The following is a 25,473-nucleotide window of genomic DNA, read 5'->3' on the forward strand; positions in this document are numbered from 1 at the left end:
CCGATGCACCTGCTCATCGTCGAAGACGACCGCACGATCGCCGAGAACCTCTACGACTACCTCGAGGCGCGCGGCCACCAGTGCGACTACGCCGGCTCGATCGCGGCGGCCTCGGCCCTGCTCGCGCGCAGCGCGTTCGACGCCGTGGTGCTCGACCGCAACCTGCCCGACGGCGACGGCCTCGCGCTCGCGCGCCGGCTGCGCGCCGAGGGCTGCGCCACGCCGATCCTGGTGCTGACCGCGCGCGACACGCTGGAAGACAAGCTGCTCGGCTTCGAGGCCGGCGGCGACGACTACCTGGTCAAGCCCTTCGCGCTGCAGGAGCTCGAGGTGCGCCTGCTGGCGCTGGCGCGGCGCAATGCCGCGCGCGCGGCCGATCCGGTGTTGCGCTACGGCGCGCTGGAGTTCCGCGCCGCGACCCAGGCGCTGCACCTCGACGGCAGGCCACTCACGCTGCCGCCGAAGCCCCTGCGCCTGGTCGCCGAACTGCTCGCCCAGCCCGAGCGCGTGTTCTCGCGCCGCGAGCTCGAGATCGCGGTGTGGGGCCATGAGCAGGACAGCAGCGACAACCTGCGCAGCGTGCTGCACACCCTGCGTCGCGCCCTCGGCGACGACGCGCCCGTTCAGGTGGTGAATGTCCATGGCCTCGGCTACAAGCTCGTCAGCCGCTGAGGGCGGTGCGCGCCATGGCTGGCGGCGCTGGCTGCCCGGCGGCATGCGCGTGCGCATCGCGGTCTCGGTCACCGCGATGCTGGTCGTGCTCATCGTGGCGCAGTCGCTCGCCCTGGTGCGGCTCAACGAGGAGATGGAAGAGGAGTTCATCGACGGCACGCTCGACGAGCAGCTGCACTACAGCATCGAGCACAGCCGCCGGCTCGGCACCCTGATCGGGCCGCAGACGCCGAACATGACGCTCTACCGTTTCGCGCCGGGCGAGCCGCTGCCGCCGGGCCTGAGCCCGGCGCTGGCTGCGCTCGCGGTCGGCAATCACGAGGACTGGTCCGCCGGGCGCGAGCTGCACGTCGCGGTGCGCGAGGCCGACGGCCAGCGCTACGTACTGATCTACGACGAATCCGAGCACCGCGCGCGCGAGACCGCCGTCGTCACCACGGTGGTGATCGGCGGGCTGGCCCTGACCGCCCTGTCCTTCCTCCTCGTCTATGCCATCGCCGCCCGGCTCACGCGCGCTCTGGAGACGCTCGCCGAGCGCGTCGAGGGGGAGCGCGACGGCACGCCCTTCGCCCAGCCCGGACTCGACGCCGAGCTCCTCGCCGTGGCGCGCGCGCTCGACCGCGCCGAAGCGCGCCAAGCGGCCCTGCTCGCGCGCGAGCGCGACTTCAACGCCAACCTGTCGCACGAACTGCGCACCCCGCTCGCCGGCATCCGCAGCGACGCCGAGATGCTGCTGACCGACCCCGCGCTGTCGACCAAGGCCCGCCGCCGCGCCGAACGCATCGTCGCCACCACCGACCGCACCGCCACGCTCGCCCACAGCCTGCTGTTGCTCGCCCGCGAGGCCCGGCCGCAGGGGGCCGAGCCGGTCAACCTGGGCGCCGCGGTGCGCGACGCCTGGGCGCGACTGCAGGCGGCCGGCAAGGAGGCCGAGGCGGTGGACATCCGCATCGACCCTGCGGCCGAGGTCGTCGCCGACCCCAGCCTGCTGGCGCTGGTGCTGCACAACCTGCTGGAGAACGCGCTGCGCCACGGCGAAGGGCGTGCGATCGAGGTGGTGCTGGAAGGGCGGCAACTTGCCGTGTGCGACCGCGGCCCCGGCTTCGGCAGCGAGGACCCGATGCGCAGCTTCGAGCGCTTCCGCCGCGGCGGCGGCAAGCCGGGGCACGGCCTCGGCCTGGCACTGGTGCAGCACATCTGCACCGCCTGCGGATGGACGGTGCACGCCGCCAACCGTCCCGACGGCGGCGCCTGCCTGACGATCGACTTCGAACCCGCCGCCGCTTGAGGCCCACCGGGCGCAGCGCGGGCAGATCGCGCTCACACTTTCCTCACACCCGCATCACGCTTTCCTCACGCGCGCCTGCGTAGATTGCGCCGATCCTTCCCAGGCTCTGCGCAACCATGTCCGATCCGCGTCTGTCCCTCGTCCCACCCCTGGCAAGCCCGACCGCCGAACCGATATCCGTCGGCGGCAGCCTTCGGCGTGCCTTGCCGCTCGGCTCCGCCTCGACGCTCACACGCGCCTGGGCTGTCGCGCGGCGCTGGCGCCCGGCGCTATCCACCGAGGCCCTGCTGCTCGGCCTCGGCCTCTACTTCACGCTCGCTTGCAACACCCCTTTCTGGCGCGCCCTGCTCGCCAGCCGCGGCGGCGCGGGCGGCGCCCTCCTCTACGTGCTTGCGATCGGCGTCGCCCTCAGCGCGCTCAACGTCCTGCTGCTCGCGCCCCTGCTCAACCGGTGGACGACCAAGCCGCTGCTGGGCGGGCTGATCCTGGTCGCCGCGGCGTCGAGCTACTACGCCGGCCACTTCGGCGTGTATTTCGACCCGAGCATGCTGCGCAACGTGCTGCGCACCGACGTCGCCGAGGCGCGCGAGCTGCTGACCCCCGGCTTCTTCCTGCAGGTGGCCGCGCTGGCCCTGCCGCCGCTCTTCGTGCTGCAGCGCGCCCGCCTGCGCCAGCGCCCGCTCAAGCGCGCCCTGGCGATCCGCGCCGCGACCATCGTGCTCGCGCTGGTCGTGGCCGCCGGCGCGCTCGGCAGCGTGTTCAAGGACTTCTCCGGACAGATGCGCAACCACAAGGAGCTGCGCTACCTGGTTACCCCGGCCGCGCCGCTGTGGTCGCTCGTGCGCGTGCTCGGCCGCGACGCGCAGGCGGCCAATCTGCCGCGCCAGCCCGTCGGCGCCGATGCCAATCTGGGGCCGAGCTGGGCGGCGGCGAAGAAGCCGGCGCTGTTCGTGATCGTGGTCGGCGAGACCGCGCGCGCCGCCGACTGGGGGCTGAACCACCCAGCCGGGCAGCAAGCCGCCCGCGACACCACGCCCGAGCTCGCCCGCCGCGCGGTCATCAACTTCCCGGAGGTGACGAGCTGCGGCACCAACACCGAGGTATCGGTGCCGTGCATGTTCTCGCTGCAGGGGCGGCGCCACTACGACGAGGACGCCATCCGCGGCAGCGAGTCCCTGCTCGACACGCTGCGCCATGCCGGCCTGCGCGTCGTGTGGAACGACAACCAGTCGGGCTGCAAGGGCGTGTGTGCCGGCGTGGAAAGCATGCGCCCCGATCCCGCGGCCCTGCCCACACTGTGCGACGGCGAGCGCTGCCTCGACGAGGCCCTGCTCGAGAGCAGCCGCAGCCTGCTGCGCGACGCCGCGGGCAACCTGGTGCTCGTGCTGCACCAGCTCGGCAACCACGGCCCGGCTTACTTCCGCCGCTACCCCGACGCCTTCCGCCGCTTCACGCCGACCTGCGACGACGAGGACCTGTCCAAGTGCAGCCGCGAGCAGGTCGCCAACAGCTACGACAACGCCCTGCTCTACACCGACCACGTGCTCGCGCGCAGCATCGACCTGCTGCAGGAGCTGGAGCCGCGCTACGACACCGCGCTGCTCTACGTCTCCGACCACGGCGAATCGCTCGGCGAGAACGGCCTCTACCTGCACGGCCTGCCCTACTCGATCGCGCCTGCCGAGCAAACCCGGGTGCCGATGGTGATGTGGATCTCGAGCGGTTTCGCCGCGCGCACCGGGCTCGATCCCGCCTGTCTGCGCACCCGGGCCGACAAGCCGGCGGCGCACGACAACCTGTTCCACACCGTGCTCGGCCTGCTCGACGTGCGCACCGCGGTGCGTGACGACGCGCTCGACCTCACCGCCGCCTGCCGGAGCTGAAACCATGCCGACAACGGAACTCGCCGCCCCGCTGCCCACACGCACGCTCGATGCCTCGCGCAGCTGGCTGCTGGCACAGGTCGCGCTGCTGACGCTGAGCGCGCTGCTGCTGTACTGGGCCTTCGAGGGCACCGATCTCGACCGCCAGCTGGCGCACATGCTCTTCGACCCCGAGCGCGGGATCTTCCCGCTGCGGAACACCTGGTTCCTCGAAGCCGTGATGCACAAGGCCGCCAAGCAGGTGACCTACGTGCTGGTAGCGGCCAGCCTTTACGTCTGCTGGCAGGGCTGGAAGGGCCGGCTGCGCTGGCTGCCGCCGCGCAACGCGCTGCTCGCTGCGCTCGGCATGGTGGCGATCCCGCTCGCGACCTCCACCGTCAAGCTGCTGACGGCGCGCTACTGTCCCTGGGACATCGTCGACTTCGGCGGCTATGCGCCCTATCTCGGCCTGTTCGAGGCGGCGCCGGCGGGGATCAAGGCCGGGCAGTGCTTCCCGGCCGGGCACGCTTCGACCGGCTTCCTGTGGATCGTGTGGGCGGTGGCGCTGCGACCGGCCGGGCTGCGTGCGGCGCGCGGCGCCCTGCTCGCCGGCCTGCTCGCCGGTGCCATCCTCGGCACGGCGCGCATGCTGCAGGGCGCGCACTTCCTGTCGCACACGCTGTGGACGCTGTGGCTGGCGTGGGCGGCGAGCGTGAGCCTGGCGGTGGCGGTACGCGCCGAGCTCGCCGCAGGCGAGCGAAGCACCGCTTGAGGGTCGGCGGCTGACGCCGCCTCTGCTCAACGCAGACCCGGCTGGTCGCCCGGCCTGTGCTTGATGCCGGTGAACATCGCGCCGACCAGGTTCACCCGCTCCACCCGGCTCAGGACGATGGCCGCCAAGCCATGGACGCCGGCGAGCGCCATCAGGGCCGACGCGATCGCCTCGTGGATCTCCTGCATCTGCTCGTCGCCCCAGAAGGCGTCCGTGGTCTGCAGGAAGCCGGTGAGGCCGAGCGCCAGCACCAGCGCCATCAGCGCGAGCATCATCAACGCCCCGAGCGGGCTGTGGCCGGGATGGAAGGGGTGCTGCCCGGCCCGCAGCGACGCCAGCTGGGCGCGCAGCCGTGCCAGCGTCGGAAAGAAGTCGGTGAAGCGGGCGTGCCGGCTGCCGACGAAGCCCCACGCCACGCGGGCGAGGACGAGGCCGGCGGCGATGTAGCCGATCACCTGATGCACCGTCTCGCCCTCCTCGACCACGAAGTAGTTGAGGACGACGCAGCTCACCAGGCTCCAGTGGAAGACGCGCACGAACGGGTCCCAGACCCGCACGGAAGTTTCGGAATGGGTCGAGTGCATGGCGCAGGCTCCTAGGGCGGTGTGCTCGGAGGGCGGATCGCGGACGCTTGGCGGCCCGCAATCGGGCATGCCCGGCCGCCCCCCGATGCTTGCTTACTTGCGCTCGAGCTCGGCGCCGGTCTCGGGGTTGAAGTAGATCTCGACCTTCTTGCCGTCCTTGTCGAAGCCGTAGATCTCGTAGCAGTCGTTCTTGGTGACCTTGAAGGTCTTGATCTTGTAGCCCTGGGCTTCGACCTTGGCCTTGAAGTCGGCTTCCTTCATCCACTTTTCCTTGGGGGCGGTACAGGTCGGGCCGGCGAGGGCCGAAGTGGAAACCAGCGCGGCGGCGGCGAGTGCGAGAATGCGGTTCATGATGACGCTCCAGTGTGTTTGCGGGGCGCGCCCCGGTGCGGAGCGCAACTGCAATCTAATCCGGTCCACATTAAGGCGAGCTGAACAGCCGGGCGGCGGCGATGAACCCTGACGGTCGTGATTCCCCGCGCGGACTGAGCACGGAGCAGGCCGCGCGCCTGCTGGCGCGCGACGGCCCCAACGAGCTGCCGCGGCCACCGCGGCGGACGGCCGGCCGCATCCTGCGCGAGCTCGCGCGCGAGCCGATGCACCAGCTGCTTACGGCAGCGGTGGCGATCTACTTCGTGCTCGGCGACCGCGCCGAGGCCAGCGTGCTGCTCGCCTTCCTTGGCGTCATCGTCACCATCACGCTGGTGCAGGAGCGCCGCACCGAGCGCGTGCTCGACGCCTTGCGCGACATGACCAGCCCGCGCGCGCTGGTGTGGCGGGACGGCGCGCCGCGGCGGGTGGCCGGCGTCGAGCTGGTGCGCGGCGACCTCATCGAGCTCGCCGAAGGCGACCGCGTGCCCGCCGACGCGCGGCTGATCTCGGCCAACGACCTCGCCGTCGACGAGTCGCTGCTGAGCGGCGAATCCCTGCCGGTGGCCAAGGCCGCGGCGGCTGCAGGCGGGCCGGCAGGTGGCGAGCCGGCGCCATCGCGCCAGGTGTTCGCCGGCACCATGGTGGTCGCCGGGCGGGCGCTCGCCGAGGTGAGCGCGACCGGCGCACACAGCGAGATCGGACGCATCGGCGCAGTGCTCGGCGCGATCGAGGCCGAATCGACGCCGCTCCACCGGCAGACGCGCCAGCTCGTGCGCTGGTTCTCGGTGCTCGGCCTGGTGGTGAGCCTCATCGTCGGCGTGCTCTTCGCCTGGAGCCAGGGCGACTGGCTGGGCGCCACGCTGGCCGGCATCACGATGGCGATGTCGATGCTGCCGCAGGAGTTCCTGCTGATCCTGACCGTGTTCATGGCGATGGGCGCCTGGCGGCTGTCGCAGCATCGGGTACTCACCCGCCGCGCGGCGACGATCGAGGCGCTGGGCGCGGCGACCGTGCTCTGCACCGACAAGACCGGCACGCTCACCCGCAACCAGATGCGGATCGAGACCCTGGCGTGCTTCGGCGCAGCCGGCCCGGTGAGCTGGCACGCCGCCGACGGCGCGCTCGACGCGCCCTTCGCGACCCTGCTGCGGCACGGCGTGCTGGCCTGCGAACAGGACGCCTTCGACCCCATGGAGCGCGCCTTCCACGCCCTGGCGGCGACCCTGGCCGACCGCGCGCCGCAAGCCCGCCTGGTGCACGAGTACGGCCTGAGCCCGGCGCTGCCGGTCATGACCCACGTCTGGCAACTGGACCCGGGCCCGGAGCAGGTCGTCGCCGCCAAGGGCGCGCCCGAGAGCGTCATCGGCCTGTGCAGGCTGCCCGCGGCCCTGCGCGCGCAGGTGCTGGCGGCCGCCGCGGATCTCGCCGCCCAGGGCATGCGCGTGCTGGCGGTGGCCTCGGCCGGCTTCGCGGGCGGCGCCTGGCCGGCCACCCCGCACGGCTTCGACTTCCGCCTGCTCGGCCTCGTCGCCCTCGCCGACCCGCTGCGCGACACGGTTCCGCGCGCAGTCGAGGACTGCCGCCGCGCCGGCATCCGCGTGCTGATGATCACCGGCGACCACCCCGGCACCGCGCGCGCGATCGCGCGCCAGGCGGGGCTCGACGGCGAGGCGGGTCTGCTGCTGGGCGACGAGGTCGCCGCCCTCGACGCCGCCGCCCTGCGGCGCGCCGTGCGTACGACGGCGGTGTTCGCCCGCGTCCCCCCGCAGCAGAAGCTGCGCATCGTCGAGGCCTTGAAGGCCAACGGCGAGGTCGTCGCCATGACCGGCGACGGCGTCAATGACGCGCCCTCGCTCAAGGCCGCGCACATCGGCATCGCCATGGGCGGCCGTGGCACCGACGTGGCGCGCGAGGCCTCGGCGCTGGTGCTGCTCGACGACGACTTCGGCACACTGGTCGAGGCGGTGCGCCTGGGGCGCCGGATCTACGACAACCTGCTGAAGGCGATGCGCTTCGTGTTCGCGGTGCATGTCCCGATCGCCGGGCTGACGCTGCTCCCGATGCTGCTGGGCTGGCCGCTGCTGTTCACGCCGATGCACATCGCCTTCCTCGAGATCGTCATCGACCCGGTCTGCTCGATCGTCTTCGAGGCGGAGGACGACGAGCCCGACCTGATGGCACGCTCTCCGCGCGAGCCCTCGGCGCCGCTGTTCTCGGTATCCATGATCGCCCAGAGCCTGCTCCAGGGATGCGTCATCCTGCTGCTGGTCGGCGGCTTCTACGCTTGGCTGCTGCACGCGGGCAGGTCAGAGGACGTGGCTCGGGCCTCGACCTTCGTCGCCTTGATCGCCTCGAACATCGCCTTGATCCTGGCGAACAGATCGCTCCGCGGCGATTTCAGGGCGGTGCTCGACGGGCGCAACCGCGCGCTGTGGGGCATGATCGTGTCGGTGCTCGCCCTCCTCTCCGTGATTCTGGCGTTCGAACCCGTCCGCAGCCTGTTCGGCTTCGCACTGCCCGATCCCTTGCTGATCAGCGCATCGCTCGGCCTGGGAGCCACTGCGCTCATCGCGCTGATGGTCCAGCAAAGACTGATGACCGCCTTCGCGCATGCGGCCAGAAGACGCGGAGCCCCGACAAGGCAGGGATAGCCGATGTTCGGGAATCCGAACGATTCAAGCCGGCGAAGGGCTGACGCGTGGCTGCGCGAGCACCTGACCCCGCGACTACGGAAAATCTCGGAACGGTTGGCCTACAAGCCGGTGAACGAGCCGAGCCGTCCGATCACTCCTTGCCCTTGCCCGGAAGTTCGATGCGTAACAAGCATGCGCGGCGGGCTCGGACGACCGGCTGGCAGCCGCGCTTCGCCCGCGCAGAAAGGAGGATCGCGACCACGCGCGCGAAATTCGGCGCACGCCGCAGTCAGGACATCGCCATGCCGCCATGGATGGTGATGGCTATCCTTCGTTGATGCACCGCCGGCGTGATTCGCATGCTTTCGGCTTCACTCGCAGCGGACGGCCCTCAGCAAGCGGCAATCACGGTCAGTTCGACCAGCAGGTCATCACTCGCCAGCCTGGCTTCTACCGTTGTCCGGGCGGGCGCGCAGCCCTCGGGAATCCAGGCCTCCCAGACATCGTTCATCGCCTGAAAGTCACCCATGTTCTTGAGGTGAATCGTGGTCGCGAGCAACTTGCTGCGGTCGCTCCCCACTTGCTCGAGAAGCGCATCGATCCGAGCAAGGACTTCCCTCATCTGCCCGCTGACGTCGTCAAGACTCTTTCCGCTCGAAGTCTGTCCACAAAGGTAGATGACACCGTTGTGTCTGACGATCTTGCTCATTCGCTTTGTCGTCTGAGTGCGTTCAATAGCGTTCATTCGAATTCTTCCTTACAAGCTGACCTGGATACGGAGGGACTTGCCAGTGCGGCAATTGACCCCAAGGGGATGGGCTTCAGCGGCGGCCTGATTCGGTAGGAGCCAACCTCCTGAACGGATTTGAAATGGGCGCGTGCCAGCATCTGGGAAACGGTGATTGCGCACTGGCGACCCTGACAGGGACCCATTCCACAGCGGCTGAAGAACTTTGTCTGGTTCGGCCCCTGGCACCCGAGAATCGCCATGTGGCGGATCGTGCCCGCGTCAACTTCCTCGCAACGGCAGACGATGGTCTCGTCAGGCGGCGCAACGAGCCACTCGGGAGGCCGGTAGAGCTCGTCGAGGAATCGGCGCACCCGCGAATGCTTGCGTAGAAGTTTCCGCCAAGCCCGCGCCTCGCGTTCCTGTGTCGAGCAGTCCACGCGTCCGATTGCTGCTGCCGCGCCCAAGGCCGCCAGGGCACCGCTGGCCTCGGCAGCAAGCGCACCAGCAATCGAAGCCCCATCCCCGGGAATCCGCAGGCCCGGCAGCGAGGTTTCGAACCACGCGTCGACACACGGCTGCCAGGCCAGTTGGGTATCGTCCCATCTGTGCTCGAGCCGCAACAGGCGCGCAAGTTGCGTGTTCGGCACCACGCCATGGTGGAGCAGGACGGCGTCCGCAGCGATAGAGACGCAGGTCCCTCCTGCGCGGAAGGTGAGCGCGGACACGCCGGATTCCCCCTCTATCCGGATCTCCCTCGCGTCACGATAGAAGGGGACGCCTGCGCGCTTGAGCTTCTGCAGCAGTCCTGCTCCCTTCGCCAGATAAGACGGCGTGAGGGATGCACGACCCAGATGAGGCAGCGCACGAAGGAGATTCGACGTCGGCGTCGTCTGAACCAATGCGGCTACCCGTGCGCCGGCATCGAGCAGTTGGCAGGCGACGAGCAACAGCAGGGGACCTCCGCCCACGAGGACGGTCGCGCCACTCGGCACGGTGCCGCTGCTCTTGAGCAGGATCTGCGCAGCGCCTGCATTGAGCACGCCTGGCAAGGTCCAGCCGGGAATCGGTGAGGGGCGTTCCATTGCCCCGGTGGCCGCAATCAACTGCCGGGGCCGAAGCTGAGTGGATCTGCCATGGCACTGTGCGGTCACGGTCAGATCCTGTCCCACGTCCCAGACGGTCGTGTCGAAGTGGCATTCCACGCCGCTCCGTTGCAAGCGCTCCGCCAAGCCGCTGCCCCGCTGGTAGTCGGGCCCGAGAAGCTCGCGCAGCGCTGCCGGGGCACGCGTCACGTTCCTGTAGATCTGCCCCCCCGGCCTGGGCTGCTCGTCAAGCAGAGCAACCTTGCAGCCGTATTCAGCGGCTGTCATTGCAGCCGACATGCCAGCCGGACCGCCTCCGATCACGATCACGTCATGCGTGAAGCCGGAGCCCGGGTCTGTACTGATGTTCATCGTGTGGCCTCCAGATTGCGTGCGCCATCCTGCACACGGACCCGCATCCCTTCGCGGACCTCGACCATGCACGACTGCTGGTTGGGCACGCCATCGATCTCGACGAGGCACTCGAAGCAGACACCCATCATGCAGAAGGGCGCTCGAGGCGCACCGCTGACCGGGGTGCGTCGAAAGACGGACAAGCCCGCCTTCATCAAGGCCGCAGCCAGGGGCTGACCGGCCTCGACGCGCAGGGGATCCCCGTCAAGCAAGATCTCGACTCCCGAGGTTGCATCGCAATGTTCGGGAAAAGCAGTCTTAAGCATTGAATCTCTCCGCCTTGAAGGGCCGGATCTCGTCCGGCTCCGGTCCGCCACGCATCCACGATGTGAGGGCATGCGCGTGGACCGGGGCAAGCGTGATGCCGCTGTGACAGGTCACGACAAAAGCGCCGGGAAAGGCGGTCGACGCCTGGTAGATCGGAAATCCGTCCGGCGTCATTACGCGCAGCGCCCCCCAACTGCGCACCACATTGACCTGGGACAGGAGCGGAAAGCAGCGCACAGCCCGGTCGGCAATCCGCGACAGTTGATCGATGCTCGTGGTGTCATCGAAGCCGACGTCCTCCTTCGAGTCACCGATCTGGACCACACCCTCCCCGGTCTGCCTGACATACAGGGTCGGATGACTCAGGAAGGGCCGCAGGCGCTCGCTGACGAGGATCTGTCCGCGATTCGGCACGACCGGCGCACTCAGGCCGACCATGGGCGCAAGTTCCCGGTTGCCCAGCCCCGCTGCGAGCACGATCCGCGCCGCGGCGTGGGTACCTCCGCCGACGAGGTGCGCCAGGAAACCACCACCGCTGGGCTCGATATGGCGAACCCGACTACCTGCGGCGAGCGCTCCACCATTGCGTCGGAAGCCTTCCAGGAGGGCACGCAACAGACGGAGCGGGCTCACGTGTCCGTCCTCGGGGCAGAAAACTGCACCGAGGACCTCCGGGCCCGCCTGCGGAATCAGGCGCCGGACTGCGCTACCGTCGAGGATCTCGAACGGATAGTCGCCGCCGAGGCTGGCGCGGAGAGCGCCCAGATCCGCAGCCTTCCGGACGAGTTCGTCCTCGTCGAGCGCCATCGTCATGCCCCCAATCTGGCGCAGTTCGACATCAACCCCTGTGTCCTCCATCAGGAGTCCGGCGAATCGATCCCAGGCAGTAGCCGCACGGCGTGTCCAGCGCGCGTAATCCGGATTGCCCAGACCTTTACCCTGCACCCACACCAAACCGAAATTGCCGCGCGCAGCGCGATACGCATCATCGCCCTCGTCGAGCAGCACGACGCGCTCACCTGCTCGCGCCAAGCCATAGGCAATCGAGGTTCCAACCACCCCGCCACCGACGACGAGCGTATCAACGGATGTCTGCAAGTGCATGGTCCGACCCTCTGATTCAGCGGGCGAGCTTGTCCAGGATGGGCTTGGCAAAGCCTTCACCCACGTCCTTGACGATCTCCGGCCACACCTCGGCACGGATCTTCTGCGCATGGGCGGCCAGGGCCTCCTTCGACGGGCGAATGATCTTCGCGCCCGCTTCCTCGAGTTTCTTCTCGTTCTCCGCCTGATCGGCCTCCGCCTTGGTCCAGCGCTCGGTTTCGAATCTGGCGGCTGCCTGATCGAGCGCGCCCCTCGTCGGCGCATCGAGACTGGCGTACTTCTCTGCGTTCATCAGCAGGTACCAGATCTCGAAGTGCGTATTGGCTGCGAGGTAATACTTGGTCACGTCGCGGAACGATGCGTAATAGCCCTCGGCACCAGAGCCCAGTACACCGTCGACGACACCGGTCTGGACGGCGGTGAATGCCTCCGAGAAGGGAAGCGGCGTACTGATGTATCCGAGCGCATTACCGGTCAGCTGAAAACTCTTGATGGGAGGAACGCGGAGCTTCAGTCCCTTGGCCGCTTGCGGGTCCTCCGGGGCAACAGGCGACTTGTTGAGCGCGATTCCACCGAAGTAAACCGGATAGGCCGCCAGAACCCTGATGCCCTGCTGCTCGAACATCTGCTCCATTGCATCCCGCAGTGCGGAACCCTTGCCGAAGATCTTCCGGGCCTCCTCCCAGTCATTGGCAAGATAGGGAAAAACGCCGAGCTGCATGCGTCGGTTGCCCGCGGCAGCCGCTGGCTGAAGCGCCATGTCGATTGCACCGACGGCGATCCGCTCCTGCACGACCGTGTAATCGCCGAGGGCATTCGCGGGAAAGATCTCGACCTTCAAGGCGCTGTTCTTGCCGATGTCGGTAACCAGCGCACGTACGTCGTTATCGGCCGTGCTGCCCTGTGGGCGGACATGGCTGAGCTTGAGGTCCTGTGCGCTGGCCCAGGTGCTCAGGCTCAGAAGGCTTGCGGCGAGCGTCGCCATGACGAAGCGGTTGCGGGTCATTGATGTCTCCTTGGGGTTAGTAGCCGAACAGGCGGGGGAAGAACAGCGACAATTCGGGCCAGAAGGTGGTGACGAGAACGGTAGGAAGGAACGCGAAAATCAGGAACGTCATGGCGGGACGAATTACCTCGACGACCTTGGCGCCGCCCACCCGGGCTCCCATGTAAAGAATCGAGGCATAGGGGGGCGTGATGCCGCCGAGCGCGGTATTGACGCCGATGATTGCGGCGAAATGGACCGGATCCACGCCGATCGCCTTCATCAGAGGCAGCAGCAGCGGAGCGATCAGGATGATCGCTGTGACGTCGTTGACGATCATGCCGACGACGAACAGCAGCACGTTGACCAGGAGCAGGATCAGCAACTCGTTCTGGGTGAAATCGAAGATGACCTTCACGAGCTTCTGCGGGATGGACTCGAGCACGAACATCTGGCTCAGGATCAGGCTGAACAGGATCATCAGCATGATTGCGCCGACCGCGGTAGCGGACTCCTTGCCGGATTCCAGCAAGGTCTGCCAGGTCAGCCCCTTGTAGATCCAGAAGCCCACGGGGATCGCATAGATCACCGCAACGGCCGCAGCTTCAGTGGGCGTGAGGATCCCGCCATAGATACCGCCCAGGATGATGAAGGGCATGAGGAGGGCTGGCAGCGCATGCACCGTGCGCTTGCGCGTCTCGACGACAAGCGTGGTGAAGTCCGGTTTTGCATCGAGCTTCAGGTCGAATCTGCGCGCCAGAACCAGATTGACTACAGCGAGGTTCAAGGTGATCAGCAGGCCCGGCCCGAGGGTGGCCAGGAAAGCGGCCAGAATCGACGTATCGGTGACCCAGCCATACACGATCATCGTCACGCTGGGCGGAATCAGCAGACCGAGCACCGACGAGCACGAGACGAGGGCCGAGGCATACCCTCGCGGATAGCCTTGACGGACCATTTCCGGGATCAGCAGGGGACCGATCGCCGCAACACCCGTGAGACCACTGCCCGAGATCGCCCCGATCAGCGCACAGCTGAAGGTGGCCACCACGCCAAGCCCGCCACGTACATGCCCAATGAATATATTCACGAGCCTTAGAAGGGAGGCGGCCAGCCCGCTCACGCTCATCAGGGTGCCCGCCAGGATGAACAGCGGAATCGCGAGCAGGATCGGGTTGGCGAGTTGCCCGAGCCCCCAGAGCATCGTTCCCTTCATCGTGACGCCCCCGATCACGCTCATGACCATGAGGGCGGCACCGAAACAGAATGGCAGCGGAACGCCGATGCTCAGGGTAAGCACCAGGATCAGCAGCGAAAGCATTGCCACTTCAACCATGGGACACCTCGTTATTGCGAAGCAGGACGCGCACATGGCCGAGCAGCGTACGGAACGTGAACACCATCACCAGCGCAAGCCCGACGATGAGCGCCACATCGGCGTAGAAGGTCGGCCAGTAGAGGGTTGCGCTTTCGCGCCAGGTTCGCCACGAGTAGCGGGTGAAATCCCAAGCCCACCACGTCAGCCAGCCGCAGACGACGAGACTCACGGCCTCCGTCAGAACACCCAGGCGCGCATGGCCCACTGGCGTCTCGATGAAGATCTCGAGCACATTGGCTCGGATCTGGGAGTCCTCCCGCGACGCGTTTGCTGCACCCATCAGATAGAGCCATAGACTGGGGAAGATCGTCGCTTCCTCAAGCCCCATGACCGGTATCTCCAGGATGTAGCGGGTAACGACCTGCACGAACTGAGCGATTGCAACGACTGCAATCAGCCCCGTCAGCAGGTACCTCGCTCCTCGTTCCATCTCACCCCCCCCAAGTTATTGAACTGCCTTATTGGCATATTGGTTTCGCAGAGCAATCGAGTCAAACTTTAAAAATCGATTGCAGCATCGGTTTGACCTATACTCTTGCGCAAGTCATGACGGAGGTCCCGATGTCTCTCAATTTGTCTTTGCGTCAGTTGATGGTCTTCCGGGAGGTGATGCGCTGCGGCTCGGTGTCAGGCGCCGCAAAGTCGCTCCATCGGTCTCAGCCCGCACTGAGCGCGATGTTGGCCAACATGGAGGCCGAGCTCGGTTTCGAATTGTTCGAGCGTCGTGGTAACCGACTCGTCGCCAAGCCCGAAGCGCATTTTTTCGTTGAGGAGATCGACAGGCTCCTTAACGATTTCGATCGCGCCACCCACATGATGGGTGAGGTTGCCCGACTGCAAGCCGGACAGCTTCGAGTCGCATGCATGCCTGCGGCTTCGCACTTTCTGGTGCCGCGGCTGATCTCGGAGTTCGTGCGGGACCGCCCGGATGTGAACGTGACCCTCATGAGCAACAGTTCGACCGCAGTGCATGAATGGGTGGCATCACAGCAGTTCGATGTGGGAATTGCAGAGCAGCCCAGCGACCGTTCATCACTCACTGTTCAGAAACTTCAATCGGCCTGTGTCTGCGCATTGCGCGCCGACGACCCGCTCGCGAAAAAAGGGACGATCACGCCGGAAGATCTCGACGGAAAGCCAATGGCCATGCTCTTCGCCGATCATTTCACCGCAATCAAGACGCGTGCCGCATTCGCGCAGTGCGGTGCGCATTTCAATCAACGCTTCGAGCTTCGGGCCTTCATCTCGGGCTTCGATTTTGTCGAGCAGGGCCTGGCCTACTGCATATGTGACCCAATCAGTGCAGCCAGCTACAGGTTGTATCGAGAAGGTGCAGGGATGCTGGTGTTTCGGTCATTCGAGCCTGAAGTGGCGTTCTCATTCGCGATCCTGCGCCCCGCCCACAAGCCCTCCTCGTTGTTGACGGATGCGTTCTGCGATCGGCTCTCCGATCGAATCATGGAGATAATCGGTCGAGCCACATCCTGAAAGGCGAGCTTCGCTGAACACCGCGACAGGATCGCCAACCGCCTCTTGCCCCCTCTCACTCCGACCCACGGCCACCCGCAAACTCCCCGGGCGTCACCCCCAGATGCTCGCGAAAGCTGGCAATGAAGGCGGACACCGAGTCGTAGCCGCAGGCGATGGCGACATCGGTGACGCGCTCGCCGGCCTCGAGCCGGGGCAAGGCGCTGATCAGGCGCAGGCGCTGGCGCCAGAGGCGGAAGTTGAGGCCGGTGTGTGCCCGGAAGAGCCGCGCCAGCGTGCGCTCCGAACACCCCAGGCGGACGCTCCAGGCCGCCAGCCCGTCCCGCGTGTCGGGCTCGGCCTCGAGCGCCTCGCACACCCGACGCAGACGCGGCTCCCGCGGCAGCGGCAGCACGAGACCGAGCGCAGGTGCGGCGGCGACCTGGTCAAGCAGCACCGCGGCGAGCCGGCCGCCCGGGCCGTGCTCGTCATACGCCGCCGGCAGGTCGCCGAAGGCGCGGATCAGCTCACGCAGCAACGGACTCACGGCGAGCACGCGGCAACCGCCTCGCACATCCGGCACGGCCGAGGGCTCGATGTAGAGGCTGCGGATCTCGGTATCGGCCGAGCAGCGCACCTGATGCGCGACCCCGGCGGGGATCCATACCGCGCGCTGCGGCGGTGCGATGAAGCGTCCGGTGTCGGTGCGCACGTCGAGCACGCCCGCCACCGCATGAGCGAACTGAACCCATGGATGGGCATGACGGTAGCCGAGTGCGCGATTGGTCACCGACTCGGCGTGCCCGAAAACCGGGCGCGGCAGGGCGGCAAGCCCGGCAAGTTCTTCGGGAAGCGACTCCAGCATGTCCTGTCAGCGACATCGAGTAGCCGTTTGGCGTTAGCTGGAAGTATCGCGCTTCGGTAGGCTTTCTCACAAGTGCGCAGGCTTCACGGCCTGACCATCCCGACCGTCGCCCATTTCCACGCCTTTCCGCTCACTTTCCGCCCTGCCCCGCATCGCCATGAACCTACTGACCCTCCTATTCGATCGCTTCACGATCTTGCTCACCGCCGTCGTGGTGCTCGCCACCGTCCTGCCCGCGCAGGGCGCGTTCGCCGGGCTCTTCGACGGACTCACCCACGCGGGCATCGCGCTGCTGTTCTTTCTGCACGGCGCCCGGCTGTCGCGCCGCGCGATCATCGACGGTGCGATGCACTGGCGTCTCCACCTGCTCATCTTCGGGTGCACCTTCACGCTGTTTCCGCTGCTCGGCCTGGCACTCGGGCCGGTGCTGCGCCCGCTGCTTGGCGAGGGGCTCTGGCTCGGCATGCTCTACCTGTGCCTGCTGCCGGGCACCGTGCAATCGGCCATCGCCTTCACCTCGATCGCGCGCGGCAACGTTCCGGCGGCGGTCTGTGCGGCATCGGCGTCGAGCCTGGTCGGCATCGTGCTCACGCCGCTGCTGGCTGGCCTGATTCTGGGCAGCACCGGCGCCGGCGTGCCGCTCGGGGAGGCCGTGGTGAAGATCGGGGTGCAGTTGCTGCTGCCCTTCGCCGCCGGCCATGCGCTGCGGCCGTGGATCGGCGAGTGGGTGGCGCGCCGGCAGCGCTGGCTGCGCGTGGTCGACCAGGGGTCGATCCTGCTCGTGGTCTACACGGCCTTCGGTGCGGCGGTGCTCGACGGACTCTGGCACGTCGTGCCCGCATCGGCGCTCGCTCAGCTGGTGCTGTGCTGCGTGGTGCTGCTTGCGCTGGTGCTGGTGGCCACCACCTGGCTGGCGCGCGCGTTCGGCTTCGATGTGGAGGACGAGATCACGATCGTGTTCTGCGGCTCGAAGAAGAGCATGGCGACCGGGCTGCCGATGGCGCAGATCATTTTCAGTGGCGGCGCGGCGGGCCTGGCCATCCTGCCGCTGATGGTGTTCCACCAGATCCAGTTGATGGTGTGTGCGGTGCTGGCGCGGCGATACGCGGAGCGCGAGCGGCCGGCCCTCGCCGGGCCGAGTCGCGGGTGAGCGCGTTGAAGGTGCCCGAGGCGTCGGTGACCACGAAGACCTCGAAGCCCGCCTCGAGCGCGGACAACGCCGGGAAGGCCACGCAGACCTCGGTGACGACGCCGGCGATGATCAGCTGTTTCTTGCCGGTGGCCTTCACCGCCTGGACGAAGTCCGCGTTGTCCCAGGCGTTGATCTGCCCCGGACGGGCGATGTAGGGCGCGTCCGGAAAGATCAGAAACAAATGAGCTGCTTCCGAAGGTCCTTACAAGCCTTCAAAGCCGCGTCGCCTTCCAGCGCCCGCGGCTGAACAGCCACAGCGTGAACAGGCCCACCGCAGTCTCCGAGATGAACACGCCCCAGAACACCCCCGAGTGCGCCCAGCCCATGGGCAACGCGAGCGCCCAGGCGAGCGGGATCTGGATCGCCCAGAAGAACACCAGGTTGATCCAGGTCGGCGTCATCGTGTCGCCAGCGCCGTTGAAGGCCTGCACCGACACCATCCACCAGCCGTAGACGAAGTACGAATACGACAGGATGGCGAGCCATTCGCCGCCGATGGCGATGACCTGTGCGTCGTCGGTGAAGAGTGCGACGAGCCCGTCGTGCAGGAAGAAGAAGAACACCGACACGGCGAGCGTGAAGACCATGTTCATCCAGCCGATGCGCCACACTGCGGCCTCGGCGCGCGCGGGCTGGCCGGCGCCGAGGTTCTGCCCGACGAGCGTGGCGGCGGCGTTGGACATGCCCCAGGCCGGCATCAGCGTGAACATCATGATGCGGATCGTGATCGTCGCCCCGGCAACGGCCTCGGTCGATACGCTGGCGAGGATGCGCATCAGGAAGATCCAGGCGGTCATCGACACGATCATCTGACCGATGCCGCCGAGCGAGGTGCGCACGATCTGCCACAGCGTCGCGCCATGCCAGCGCAGGCTCGCGCGGCGGATGCGCAGGTGTTCGCTGCCGCGGATGAGGATCCACAGCTGCATCAGCACACCGGCACCGCGCCCGATGTTGGTCGCGATCGCCGCCCCCTCGATGCCGAGCGCCGGGATCGGTCCGAGGCCGAAGATCAGGATCGGGTCGAGCGCGATGTTGAGCGCATTGGCGGCCCACAGCACGCGCATTGCCGCCGCTGCGTCGCCCGCGCCGCGGAAGATGGCGTTGATGACGAAGAGGAGCAGGATCACCGCGTTGCCGCCGAGCATCCACTGCGTGTAGCGGTAGCCGTGCTCGATGGCCCAGGCGTCCGCGCCCATCAGGCGCAGCAGCTCCTGCGCCCACACGATGCCGGCCACGGCGAAGGGCAGCGAGACGAGCACCGCCACCACGATGGCCTGCACCGCCGACAGCGCAGCCTCCTCGCCCCGATGCTCGCCGATGCGGCGGGCGACGACCGCGGTGACCGCCATCGCCAGGCCCATCGCGATCGAATACAGCAGGAAGAGATAGGTTTCGGTCAGCCCGACCGTGGCCACCGCGGAGGATCCGAGCTTGGCCACGAAGAAGATGTCGACCACCGCGAAGGTGGACTCGAGCACCAACTCCAGCATCATCGGCACGGCAAGCAGGAACACCGCGCGCTTCAATGGAATGCGCGTGTAGTCGGCGTCGGTGCCACGGAGCGCTGCGCGCAGGTCGGCGCGCAGCGAGGTAGGTGGAGGACGATCGGGCGTGCTCATCCGGCGTATTGTGCCGCGCCGGCGTCGCTCAAACGCTCGCGAGCGCTGCGGGCTCGTCGCGCGGATTCGGAACGCACATCGTGTCCGCCGGGTGGTTGATCTAGCACACGCAGCTCTTTCAGTTGTTGCGGCCCGAGGCCATGACCTCGCCCCGACGCCAGAGCGGAACGCCGAGGTATCGAGCCCGAGCCGAACGTAAACGCAAAAAAGCCCCTTTTTGACAGGGGCTTCATGCTCTGGCGGAGACGGAGGGATTCGAACCCTCGATGCGAGTTTTAGCCCGCATGCTCCCTTAGCAGGGGAGTGCCTTCGACCTCTCGGCCACGTCTCCTTCAGGAAACCGCGATCATAGCGAGTTCCCAGCCACCGGTCAAACAGGATATCCCTCGGTGCAAGGAGGATAGAGGGCCGCTCCAGGCGCTTCCCAGGCCCTGAACTATCCGTGCCGTTGTCCTATCAAAGCCGGCATGGGAAACGCGGGTTCCCTTCACTCGACCTACCGAGACTACCTCTCGGATGCAAAACGCTCGCGGAGCTATATTTACCTAATTTGCCCGATTCATCAAATTCAATACTTTATGTTGAAGGAATAGTAACCTATACTTCGCTCGTCCTATGACTTAGGTCATAGGTGGAACTGGATGACGAGGCGATGATGCGCGACGTTGAGGCTGGTTCCAGAACCCAATGAGGATATCGATATGAAAGCAACCGAGAAACTTGATGTTCGTGAAATTCGCCGCAAGCTTGGCCTGAACCAGTCGCAGTTCTGGTCGAAAATCGGCGTGACCCAGAGCGGTGGTTCCCGCTACGAGAGCGGGCGCAATATCCCGCGTCCCGTTCAGGCCCTGTTGCGCCTGGTGCATGTCGAGCAGATCGACATCAACAAGGTCAAGCGCGAGGACGTCGACGTCGCCGAATACCTCAAGGCGACCAATCCCGAGCTCTACAAGACCCTCAAGAAGGAGGCACGCGCAAAGCGCAAGGAGCGCTGAGCGGATGCCGGGCAGCATCAAGGGCTGACGCGTACCGTCAGCCCTTTTTTTCGGATGCGCTCGGCGATGGCCTCGAGTTCATCCAGGCTCAAGGGCGCCAGCCGCAGCGCCTCGGGTTGCATCGACTGGCGGGCAATCCCGTACAACAGCACGCCTTTGAGTGCAGCGATACCGGCCGCCTCCAAAAGCGCCAGGTAGGCATCGATCTCGGCCGCTGTCGGCACCTCACCGTCCCAGCGGAACATGCAGGTCTGCACCCAGGTTGGACAGCGCTGCGCACAGCGTGCGAGGTTACGCGCAATCTGTGCGGGTTCGAGGCGCACACCGTTGATGCGTTCGACCGCATCGGCCGTACCGCCATCGACCTTGAACCACACCTCTCCCCCAGCCTCGCCCAGCAGGCGCACCCCCTCCTGCACGCGGTCCTGCGCCATCAGGCTGCCATTGGTGATCAGGCGCAGCGGCACGTCGACGGACGACAATCCGAACTCCGCCCGCAGGCGCACCGCGAGGGCCACCGCTTCAGGGAAGACGGCAGCGCTGGTGGGCTCGCCGTTGCCTGAGAACGCAATGTCGCGGATCACGCGAAGACCTTCGGGCACGTAACGCGCCATCCACCCGCCATGGATCAGGTCACCGAGGAAGCCGCGCAACTCGTCCTCCAGCCTGGCCAGATCGATCTCCGGCGCCTTGCCGCGCACGAGGTTGGGCACCTGGCAATACGCGCAATGCCAGTTGCAGGCGTTGTTGGGATTGAGGTTGATGCCGACCGACACCCCTCCTGCGCGTCGCGACAGCACCGGATAGACGTACGTGAGGCCCGCGAGATCACGATCGTGGTTGCGCGTGGTCAGCCCAACTGCACTGCCGGAAGCCGACGAACTGGAAGAATTCATTTTCAGCTCAGATACTTGCAAAAAGCACGACGTGGCTGGCGGACTGGGCGGTGCTATAATCCGCGACCGCTCCAGAGAGACCCATCATGCGCATCACCCGCCGCCTCGAATTCGACGCCGGTCACCGGATTCCTGATCACGCCAGCCAGTGCCGCCACCTGCACGGCCACCGTTATGCGCTCGAGGTGACGCTCTCCGGCGAGATCATCAAGGCCGACGGTCTCCCGGTCAATGGAATGGTGATGGATTTCGCCGACGTCAAGCGCATCGCCAACGAGCTCGTGGTCGGCCAGTGGGACCACGCCTTCCTCGTGTATCGCGGCGACACCCTCGTCGCCGATTTTCTCGCCTCGGTGCCCGGACACAAGACCGTTGTGCTCGACGTCGTGCCCACGGCGGAAAACCTCGCGGCCGAGGCCTTCCGCATCCTCGACCCGGCCTACCGCGACACCTACGGCAACCACCTCCGCCTCGAGCGCGTGCGGCTCTACGAGACGCCGAACTGCTGGGCGGACGCGGTCCGCGCCTGAGGCCAGGGCCCCGAGCCGGCCCGTAGCGCTCACCCCTTGCGCAAGGGCCAGGCCGGAAGTTTCCAGCCGAAGATCACCGCCAGCACCCGCAGGCCCGTGGCCGTGCAGATTCCCACCACCATGGACAGCTGCTGCGCCACGCCGATCGCGTTCGCGCCGAGGAACACGGCGCAACCGACGACCGCGCACAGCGTGTAGGGCCGGTGGTCGTAGTAGACCTTCGGGATCTGGTTGCATAGCACGTCGCGCGAAACGCCACCGAACACCGCGGTGATCGCGCCCATCAGGACCGCCACCAGTGGCGGCATGCCCGCCGCGCTCGCGATCGAGGCGCCCGAGATGGCGAACAGGCCCAGGCCGCATGCATCGGCAAACTCCATCGCATTCTCCGTCAGGCGATGGCGAAACGTCTTGACCCAAAGCGGCGCGGTCACCACGAGTGCGATGACGAGCCAGACATACTCCTGGTTCTGGACCCAAAACAGCGGCCGCCGATCCAGCAGTACGTCGCGCACGGTACCGCCCCCGAATGCGCTGACGAAGGCGACCGAGAACACCCCGACGATGTCCATCCGCTTGCGGATCGCCTCGAGCAGCCCGGACATCGCGAATGCGAGCGTTCCTCCGACCTCGATGACCAGCAGGATTGTTTGAAACTTCATTTTTTCAGCACCGAAAGATCAAGCGCGCACCCAGGCGCTGCGACAGAGACGGCAGGGTCAGCGCACGGCCTCACGGACACCGCATGTGGCTGACAAGCGAAAAAGCGGCACGCCTCGCGCCGCGAGGCATGCCGCCGGACCTTATACAGGACTTACTCGAGGAAGTGCTCGGTCACTGCAACCCAGTAGGCTGCCCCGATCGGCAGGTTGCGATCGTCGAAGTCGTACATCGGGTGATGCACCATCGGCGTGTCGCCGTTGCCGATGAAGCAGTAGGTGCCCGGCTTCCGCTGCGCGTAGTAGGCGAAGTCCTCGCTGCCCATGAAGGTGGGCCCGGGCATCACCACCTGGTCTTCGCCGAGTCGCGCACGCGCGACCTCCGCGCATTCGACGGTCTGGTCGGGTTCATTCACCAACACGGCCCCGGGGGCGCCTTCGCGAATCTCGTAGCTCACCCCGAAGGACAGGGCCTGGGCCGCCGTGATCGACTTGACCTTGTCCAGCACCAGCTTGCGCGTTTCCGGGGCACTGCTGCGGATGCTCAGGCGTAGGGTTGCGGTCTGCGGGATCACATTGCCCGCATCGCCGGCCAGGAACGCGCCCACCGACACCACCGCGGAATCCTTGGCACCGACATTGCGCGACACGATGGTCTGCAGCGCCATCACCAGCGATGCGCCGGCAACAACGGGATCGATGCTCTTCTCGGGCATCGATCCGTGGCTGCCTTTGCCGGTGAGCACGATTTCCCAGTTATCGACCGCCGCCATGATCGGACCCGCGGTGAAGTACAGCTTGCCGCGCTCGAGCCCGGGCATGTTGTGCATGCCGAACACCGCATCCATCGGAAAGCGCTCGAACAGGCCATCCTCGATCATGGCGACCGCGCCGCCCATGATCTCCTCCGCAGGCTGGAAGATCAGGTTGACCGTGCCGTTGAACGCGCGGGTGCGGGCCAGGTACCGGGCCGCGCCGAGCAGCATCGCGCTGTGCCCATCGTGGCCGCACGTGTGCGACCTGCCTTCGACGGTGCTCTTGTGATCGCTGTCGATCATCTCCTGCACCGCGAGCGCATCCGTGTCCGCGCGCAGGCCGATCGACTTCGTCCCGTCGCCGCAACGCATGCGGGCGACCACGCCCGTCCTGCCGATGCCTTCGCTGACCTCGTAGCCCCAGCCGCGCAGCAGCTCGGCGATGTAGTGCGCCGTGCCGTGCTCGTCGAAGGCAAGCTCAGGGTGGCGGTGCATGTGATGCCGCCAGGCCTTCATCTGCTCCTGGTCGGACGACAGTGCATTCAAAAGCGTGTCCATGATGACTCCTAGAAATCTGATGGCGTGTTTCGGGAAACCCGGCCGCGCGGTAAGAGCACGCCCGGCCCGGGCTTGTCTCGGTCGAGCGCCTGCGCAATCGCTGCGGGCGCTCGACCTGGTGTGGCGCGTTTGGGCGCCGCGGCGTCAGCCAGCCTTCTTCGGCGCCACCTTCGGGACGGTGAGCATGATCGAGAGGATCGCCACGGCCACCATGAAGACGTTGAACATCAGGGCGATGATCGCGGCCTCGCGCACGGCCAGGTTGTCCTGGCGACCGACGAAGGTGATCACGCCGGCGAGCCAGGAGACGCTCTCGGGGTTCGCGCTGAGCGCGGTGAAGATCGCCGCCGAGATCGCCACGCCGAAGGCCGCACCGAGCGAGGAGGCCATCTTGTAGATGCCGGCACCGGAACCGGCCTGGGCAGCGGGCAGGCTGGAGAGCGCGGCATCGGTCGAGGGGGTGGCATAGAACGCGAGGCCGACACCGAACAGCGTGTAGCCGATCATCGCGAGGACCTTGTAGTCGGCGAGCAGCAGGTTGGCCGGCGACAGCAGGATGATGGACAGGCCGGTGATCAGGCAGCCCCAGATCATCGGCTTGCGCGCACCGAAGCGTTGCAGCAGCTTCTCGCCGACGCGGATGAAGGCGATGATCGCCACCGCGTACCCCAGGGTCAGCGCGCCAGCCTGCTGGGCCGTCATGTCGCCACCGAGCTGGACCAGTTGCAGCGACACGAGCAGGGTGCCGGCGACGCCGTTGAGGAGGAAGTTCGAGATGGTGGCGCCGGTGTAGGTCGGGTTCTGGAACAGCTTGAAATCGACGAAAGGCTGGCCGGAGGTGTGCTCGATGCGGAAGAAGAGCGAACCGAACACGATCACGACCGCGATCAGGCTCAGGATCAGCGGACTGGTCCAGCCCATCTTGTTGCCCTGGGTGACGACGATCTGCAGCGCGACCATGGTGATCATGAAGGTCAGAACGCCGGCAAGGTCGAACTTGTACGCACCCTTGGTCTCCGCCTTGCTTTCCGGCGTGCCCTTCATCATCAGCAGGCCGATGATGGCGACGACGATCGAGGCGAAGAAGATGTAGCGCCAGCCGAAGTTCTGCGTGACCAGGCCGCCGAACAGCGAGCACACGCCCGAACCGCCCCAGGAACCGATCGACCACAGGCTGACCGCGCGCTGGCGCGCCGGGCCGTCCCAGTAGGTCTTAACGAGCGCCAGGCTGGCGGGCATGATGCAGGCCGCCGACACGCCCTGCAGCGCACGACCGACCAGCAGGAAGGCCGTGGCCATGCTGCCGGTGGGGGCGATGGCGATCAGCAGCGAACCGATGATGCTGAGATAGAAGCCGATCTGCACGGTCTTGACGCGGCCGACGCGGTCGGCGAGACCACCGATGACCACGATGAAGATGCCCGAGAACAGCGCCGTGATGGCCACCGCGATGTTCATCATGCTGGCATCCAGGCCGAGGTCCTTCTGCATCGCCGGCGCGATGTTCAGGGTGGTCTGCGCGAAGAGCCAGAACGTGATGACGCCGAGGATGATTCCGTACAGTAGCTTGTCGTTACCTTGATACGTCGTAGGTGTACCCGCAATCGCTGTCATGGTGATCTCCTAAAGGCAGCGGGTTGATCGATATCTGCCCCGCCATCCTAGGGATTCCCCTACAAAACATAAGGCATTCCGTTTTCCGCGATGACCACCGCCCGGAATCGCCCCGAATCACTTATCGAGCCCCACCGGATCGTTTATGGAGGCGATTGAACCCGCTCGCGGAAGGCG

General features: G+C 66.7%; 24 protein-coding genes, 1 tRNA gene and 1 pseudogene. 9 read left to right on the forward strand and 17 right to left on the reverse strand.

Annotated features, from left to right (window positions below; all coding sequences use genetic code 11):
• Window positions 1-3: 3 nt before the first annotated feature.
• The 4 genes from AAG895_RS12400 (at window position 4) to AAG895_RS12415 (ending at window position 4,594) form a co-directional block, all read left to right on the forward strand.
• Window positions 4-672, forward strand: a complete 669-nt coding sequence (locus tag AAG895_RS12400; RefSeq protein WP_345792317.1) for a response regulator transcription factor — start codon at window positions 4-6, stop codon at window positions 670-672.
• Complete coding sequence (locus tag AAG895_RS12405; protein ID WP_345792318.1) at window positions 641-1,960, forward strand: HAMP domain-containing sensor histidine kinase; 1,320 nt, start codon at window positions 641-643, stop codon at window positions 1,958-1,960. Before AAG895_RS12400 ends, AAG895_RS12405 begins: the two co-directional genes overlap by 32 nt.
• 116 nt (window positions 1,961-2,076) lie before the next feature.
• Complete coding sequence (locus AAG895_RS12410) at window positions 2,077-3,843, forward strand: phosphoethanolamine--lipid A transferase (RefSeq protein WP_345792319.1); 1,767 nt, start codon at window positions 2,077-2,079, stop codon at window positions 3,841-3,843.
• Window positions 3,844-3,847: 4 nt separating this feature from the next.
• The gene (locus tag AAG895_RS12415) at window positions 3,848-4,594 is read left to right on the forward strand and encodes a phosphatase PAP2 family protein (RefSeq protein WP_345792320.1); all 747 of its coding nucleotides are present in this window, start codon (window positions 3,848-3,850) and stop codon (window positions 4,592-4,594) included.
• A gap of 26 nt (window positions 4,595-4,620) precedes the next feature.
• On the opposite strand, the gene AAG895_RS12420 is transcribed toward AAG895_RS12415, so the two are convergent.
• A complete protein-coding gene (locus AAG895_RS12420; protein ID WP_345792321.1) occupies window positions 4,621-5,178 on the reverse strand; it encodes a cytochrome b/b6 domain-containing protein in 558 nt (185 codons plus the stop codon).
• 93 nt (window positions 5,179-5,271) lie between these two features.
• Window positions 5,272-5,529, reverse strand: coding sequence for a PepSY domain-containing protein (locus AAG895_RS12425; RefSeq protein ID WP_043742377.1), 258 nt, complete (start codon window positions 5,527-5,529; stop codon window positions 5,272-5,274).
• A 101-nt stretch (window positions 5,530-5,630) separates the two neighbouring features.
• On the opposite strand from AAG895_RS12425, the gene AAG895_RS12430 reads away from it, so the two are divergent.
• Window positions 5,631-8,201, forward strand: a complete 2,571-nt coding sequence (locus AAG895_RS12430; RefSeq protein WP_345792322.1) for a cation-translocating P-type ATPase — start codon at window positions 5,631-5,633, stop codon at window positions 8,199-8,201.
• Between the two features lie 373 nt (window positions 8,202-8,574).
• Here the strand turns inward: AAG895_RS12430 and AAG895_RS12435 are convergent, their stop codons facing one another.
• Genes AAG895_RS12435 through AAG895_RS12465 form a run of 7 tightly spaced genes read right to left on the reverse strand, consistent with a single transcriptional unit; the run spans window position 8,575 to window position 14,573 of the window.
• Window positions 8,575-8,892, reverse strand: a complete 318-nt coding sequence (locus AAG895_RS12435; RefSeq protein WP_345792323.1) for a RidA family protein — start codon at window positions 8,890-8,892, stop codon at window positions 8,575-8,577.
• 32 nt (window positions 8,893-8,924) lie between these two features.
• Entirely contained in the window at window positions 8,925-10,367 is a 1,443-nt protein-coding gene (locus AAG895_RS12440) for an FAD-dependent oxidoreductase (RefSeq protein ID WP_345792324.1), read from the reverse strand.
• The gene (locus tag AAG895_RS12445) at window positions 10,364-10,621 is read right to left on the reverse strand and encodes a (2Fe-2S)-binding protein (protein ID WP_345792325.1); all 258 of its coding nucleotides are present in this window, start codon (window positions 10,619-10,621) and stop codon (window positions 10,364-10,366) included. Before AAG895_RS12445 ends, AAG895_RS12440 begins: the two co-directional genes overlap by 4 nt.
• Window positions 10,622-10,667: 46 nt before the next feature.
• Window positions 10,668-11,774 carry an FAD-dependent oxidoreductase gene (locus AAG895_RS12450; RefSeq protein ID WP_345792326.1) on the reverse strand — a complete coding sequence of 369 codons (1,107 nt, stop codon included), beginning with the start codon at window positions 11,772-11,774 and terminating at the stop codon, window positions 10,668-10,670.
• A 22-nt stretch (window positions 11,775-11,796) separates the two neighbouring features.
• Entirely contained in the window at window positions 11,797-12,786 is a 990-nt protein-coding gene (gene dctP, locus AAG895_RS12455) for a TRAP transporter substrate-binding protein DctP (protein WP_345792327.1), read from the reverse strand.
• A 16-nt stretch (window positions 12,787-12,802) separates the two neighbouring features.
• Window positions 12,803-14,101, reverse strand: coding sequence for a TRAP transporter large permease (locus tag AAG895_RS12460; protein ID WP_345792328.1), 1,299 nt, complete (start codon window positions 14,099-14,101; stop codon window positions 12,803-12,805).
• Window positions 14,094-14,573 carry a TRAP transporter small permease subunit gene (locus AAG895_RS12465; RefSeq protein WP_345792329.1) on the reverse strand — a complete coding sequence of 160 codons (480 nt, stop codon included), beginning with the start codon at window positions 14,571-14,573 and terminating at the stop codon, window positions 14,094-14,096. Before AAG895_RS12465 ends, AAG895_RS12460 begins: the two co-directional genes overlap by 8 nt.
• A 131-nt stretch (window positions 14,574-14,704) precedes the next feature.
• On the opposite strand from AAG895_RS12465, the gene AAG895_RS12470 reads away from it, so the two are divergent.
• Complete coding sequence (locus AAG895_RS12470; protein WP_345792330.1) at window positions 14,705-15,631, forward strand: LysR substrate-binding domain-containing protein; 927 nt, start codon at window positions 14,705-14,707, stop codon at window positions 15,629-15,631.
• 55 nt (window positions 15,632-15,686) lie between these two features.
• Here the strand turns inward: AAG895_RS12470 and AAG895_RS12475 are convergent, their stop codons facing one another.
• Window positions 15,687-16,475: a helix-turn-helix transcriptional regulator gene (locus AAG895_RS12475; protein WP_345792331.1), complete on the reverse strand. Its 789-nt coding sequence runs from the start codon at window positions 16,473-16,475 to the stop codon at window positions 15,687-15,689.
• A gap of 157 nt (window positions 16,476-16,632) precedes the next feature.
• Here AAG895_RS12475 and AAG895_RS12480 point away from each other — a divergent pair, with 157 nt between their 5' ends.
• The gene (locus AAG895_RS12480; RefSeq protein WP_345792332.1) at window positions 16,633-17,625 is read left to right on the forward strand and encodes a bile acid:sodium symporter family protein; all 993 of its coding nucleotides are present in this window, start codon (window positions 16,633-16,635) and stop codon (window positions 17,623-17,625) included.
• Here AAG895_RS12480 and AAG895_RS12485 read toward each other — a convergent pair.
• The 3 genes and pseudogenes from AAG895_RS12485 to AAG895_RS12495 all read right to left on the reverse strand — a co-directional run.
• A pseudogene (locus tag AAG895_RS12485) lies at window positions 17,609-17,839 on the reverse strand (isochorismatase family protein); the annotation flags it as partial. The gene AAG895_RS12480 and the pseudogene AAG895_RS12485 overlap by 17 nt on opposite strands.
• 40 nt (window positions 17,840-17,879) lie before the next feature.
• Complete coding sequence (locus AAG895_RS12490; RefSeq protein WP_345792333.1) at window positions 17,880-19,289, reverse strand: MATE family efflux transporter; 1,410 nt, start codon at window positions 19,287-19,289, stop codon at window positions 17,880-17,882.
• A gap of 237 nt (window positions 19,290-19,526) precedes the next feature.
• Window positions 19,527-19,620, reverse strand: a tRNA-Ser gene (locus tag AAG895_RS12495).
• A 370-nt stretch (window positions 19,621-19,990) separates the two neighbouring features.
• On the opposite strand from AAG895_RS12495, the gene AAG895_RS12500 reads away from it, so the two are divergent.
• Complete coding sequence (locus AAG895_RS12500) at window positions 19,991-20,284, forward strand: helix-turn-helix domain-containing protein (protein WP_345792334.1); 294 nt, start codon at window positions 19,991-19,993, stop codon at window positions 20,282-20,284.
• 17 nt (window positions 20,285-20,301) lie between these two features.
• Here AAG895_RS12500 and AAG895_RS12505 read toward each other — a convergent pair whose 3' ends face one another.
• The gene (locus tag AAG895_RS12505; RefSeq protein WP_345795287.1) at window positions 20,302-21,180 is read right to left on the reverse strand and encodes a radical SAM protein; all 879 of its coding nucleotides are present in this window, start codon (window positions 21,178-21,180) and stop codon (window positions 20,302-20,304) included.
• Window positions 21,181-21,266: 86 nt separating this feature from the next.
• On the opposite strand from AAG895_RS12505, the gene queD reads away from it, so the two are divergent.
• Window positions 21,267-21,710: a 6-carboxytetrahydropterin synthase QueD gene (gene queD / locus AAG895_RS12510; RefSeq protein WP_345792335.1), complete on the forward strand. Its 444-nt coding sequence runs from the start codon at window positions 21,267-21,269 to the stop codon at window positions 21,708-21,710.
• A gap of 29 nt (window positions 21,711-21,739) precedes the next feature.
• On the opposite strand, the gene AAG895_RS12515 is transcribed toward queD, so the two are convergent.
• The 3 genes from AAG895_RS12515 to AAG895_RS12525 form a co-directional block, all read right to left on the reverse strand.
• Entirely contained in the window at window positions 21,740-22,372 is a 633-nt protein-coding gene (locus AAG895_RS12515; RefSeq protein WP_345792336.1) for a trimeric intracellular cation channel family protein, read from the reverse strand.
• A gap of 152 nt (window positions 22,373-22,524) precedes the next feature.
• The gene (locus tag AAG895_RS12520; RefSeq protein ID WP_345792337.1) at window positions 22,525-23,682 is read right to left on the reverse strand and encodes a M20 aminoacylase family protein; all 1,158 of its coding nucleotides are present in this window, start codon (window positions 23,680-23,682) and stop codon (window positions 22,525-22,527) included.
• A 144-nt stretch (window positions 23,683-23,826) separates the two neighbouring features.
• Entirely contained in the window at window positions 23,827-25,296 is a 1,470-nt protein-coding gene (locus tag AAG895_RS12525; RefSeq protein ID WP_345792338.1) for an MFS transporter, read from the reverse strand.
• Window positions 25,297-25,473 lie beyond the last annotated feature (177 nt).

Source organism: Thauera sp. JM12B12 (assembly GCF_039614725.1).
In the GTDB taxonomy this organism is placed as follows: domain Bacteria; phylum Pseudomonadota; class Gammaproteobacteria; order Burkholderiales; family Rhodocyclaceae; genus Thauera.

Excerpts from the sequence above, each read along its gene's own strand:
- AAG895_RS12500 (WP_345792334.1), top strand. The coding sequence starts at position 19,991 with ATGAAAGCAACCGAGAAACTTGATGTTCGTGAAATTCGCCGCAAGCTT.
- AAG895_RS12400 (WP_345792317.1), top strand. The coding sequence starts at position 4 with ATGCACCTGCTCATCGTCGAAGACGACCGCACGATCGCCGAGAACCTC.
- AAG895_RS12440 (WP_345792324.1), bottom strand. The coding sequence starts at position 10,367 with ATGAACATCAGTACAGACCCGGGCTCCGGCTTCACGCATGACGTGATC.
- AAG895_RS12480 (WP_345792332.1), top strand. The coding sequence starts at position 16,633 with ATGAACCTACTGACCCTCCTATTCGATCGCTTCACGATCTTGCTCACC.
- AAG895_RS12430 (WP_345792322.1), top strand. The coding sequence starts at position 5,631 with ATGAACCCTGACGGTCGTGATTCCCCGCGCGGACTGAGCACGGAGCAG.
- AAG895_RS12410 (WP_345792319.1), top strand. The coding sequence starts at position 2,077 with ATGTCCGATCCGCGTCTGTCCCTCGTCCCACCCCTGGCAAGCCCGACC.
- AAG895_RS12405 (WP_345792318.1), top strand. The coding sequence starts at position 641 with ATGGCCTCGGCTACAAGCTCGTCAGCCGCTGAGGGCGGTGCGCGCCAT.
- AAG895_RS12520 (WP_345792337.1), bottom strand. The coding sequence starts at position 23,682 with ATGGACACGCTTTTGAATGCACTGTCGTCCGACCAGGAGCAGATGAAG.
- AAG895_RS12415 (WP_345792320.1), top strand. The coding sequence starts at position 3,848 with ATGCCGACAACGGAACTCGCCGCCCCGCTGCCCACACGCACGCTCGAT.
- AAG895_RS12490 (WP_345792333.1), bottom strand. The coding sequence starts at position 19,289 with ATGAGCACGCCCGATCGTCCTCCACCTACCTCGCTGCGCGCCGACCTG.
- AAG895_RS12515 (WP_345792336.1), bottom strand. The coding sequence starts at position 22,372 with ATGAAGTTTCAAACAATCCTGCTGGTCATCGAGGTCGGAGGAACGCTC.
- AAG895_RS12475 (WP_345792331.1), bottom strand. The coding sequence starts at position 16,475 with ATGCTGGAGTCGCTTCCCGAAGAACTTGCCGGGCTTGCCGCCCTGCCG.
- AAG895_RS12470 (WP_345792330.1), top strand. The coding sequence starts at position 14,705 with ATGTCTCTCAATTTGTCTTTGCGTCAGTTGATGGTCTTCCGGGAGGTG.
- AAG895_RS12465 (WP_345792329.1), bottom strand. The coding sequence starts at position 14,573 with ATGGAACGAGGAGCGAGGTACCTGCTGACGGGGCTGATTGCAGTCGTT.
- AAG895_RS12425 (WP_043742377.1), bottom strand. The coding sequence starts at position 5,529 with ATGAACCGCATTCTCGCACTCGCCGCCGCCGCGCTGGTTTCCACTTCG.
- AAG895_RS12525 (WP_345792338.1), bottom strand. The coding sequence starts at position 25,296 with ATGACAGCGATTGCGGGTACACCTACGACGTATCAAGGTAACGACAAG.
- dctP (WP_345792327.1), bottom strand. The coding sequence starts at position 12,786 with ATGACCCGCAACCGCTTCGTCATGGCGACGCTCGCCGCAAGCCTTCTG.
- queD (WP_345792335.1), top strand. The coding sequence starts at position 21,267 with ATGCGCATCACCCGCCGCCTCGAATTCGACGCCGGTCACCGGATTCCT.
- AAG895_RS12505 (WP_345795287.1), bottom strand. The coding sequence starts at position 21,180 with ATGAATTCTTCCAGTTCGTCGGCTTCCGGCAGTGCAGTTGGGCTGACC.
- AAG895_RS12420 (WP_345792321.1), bottom strand. The coding sequence starts at position 5,178 with ATGCACTCGACCCATTCCGAAACTTCCGTGCGGGTCTGGGACCCGTTC.
- AAG895_RS12435 (WP_345792323.1), bottom strand. The coding sequence starts at position 8,892 with ATGAGCAAGATCGTCAGACACAACGGTGTCATCTACCTTTGTGGACAG.
- AAG895_RS12460 (WP_345792328.1), bottom strand. The coding sequence starts at position 14,101 with ATGGTTGAAGTGGCAATGCTTTCGCTGCTGATCCTGGTGCTTACCCTG.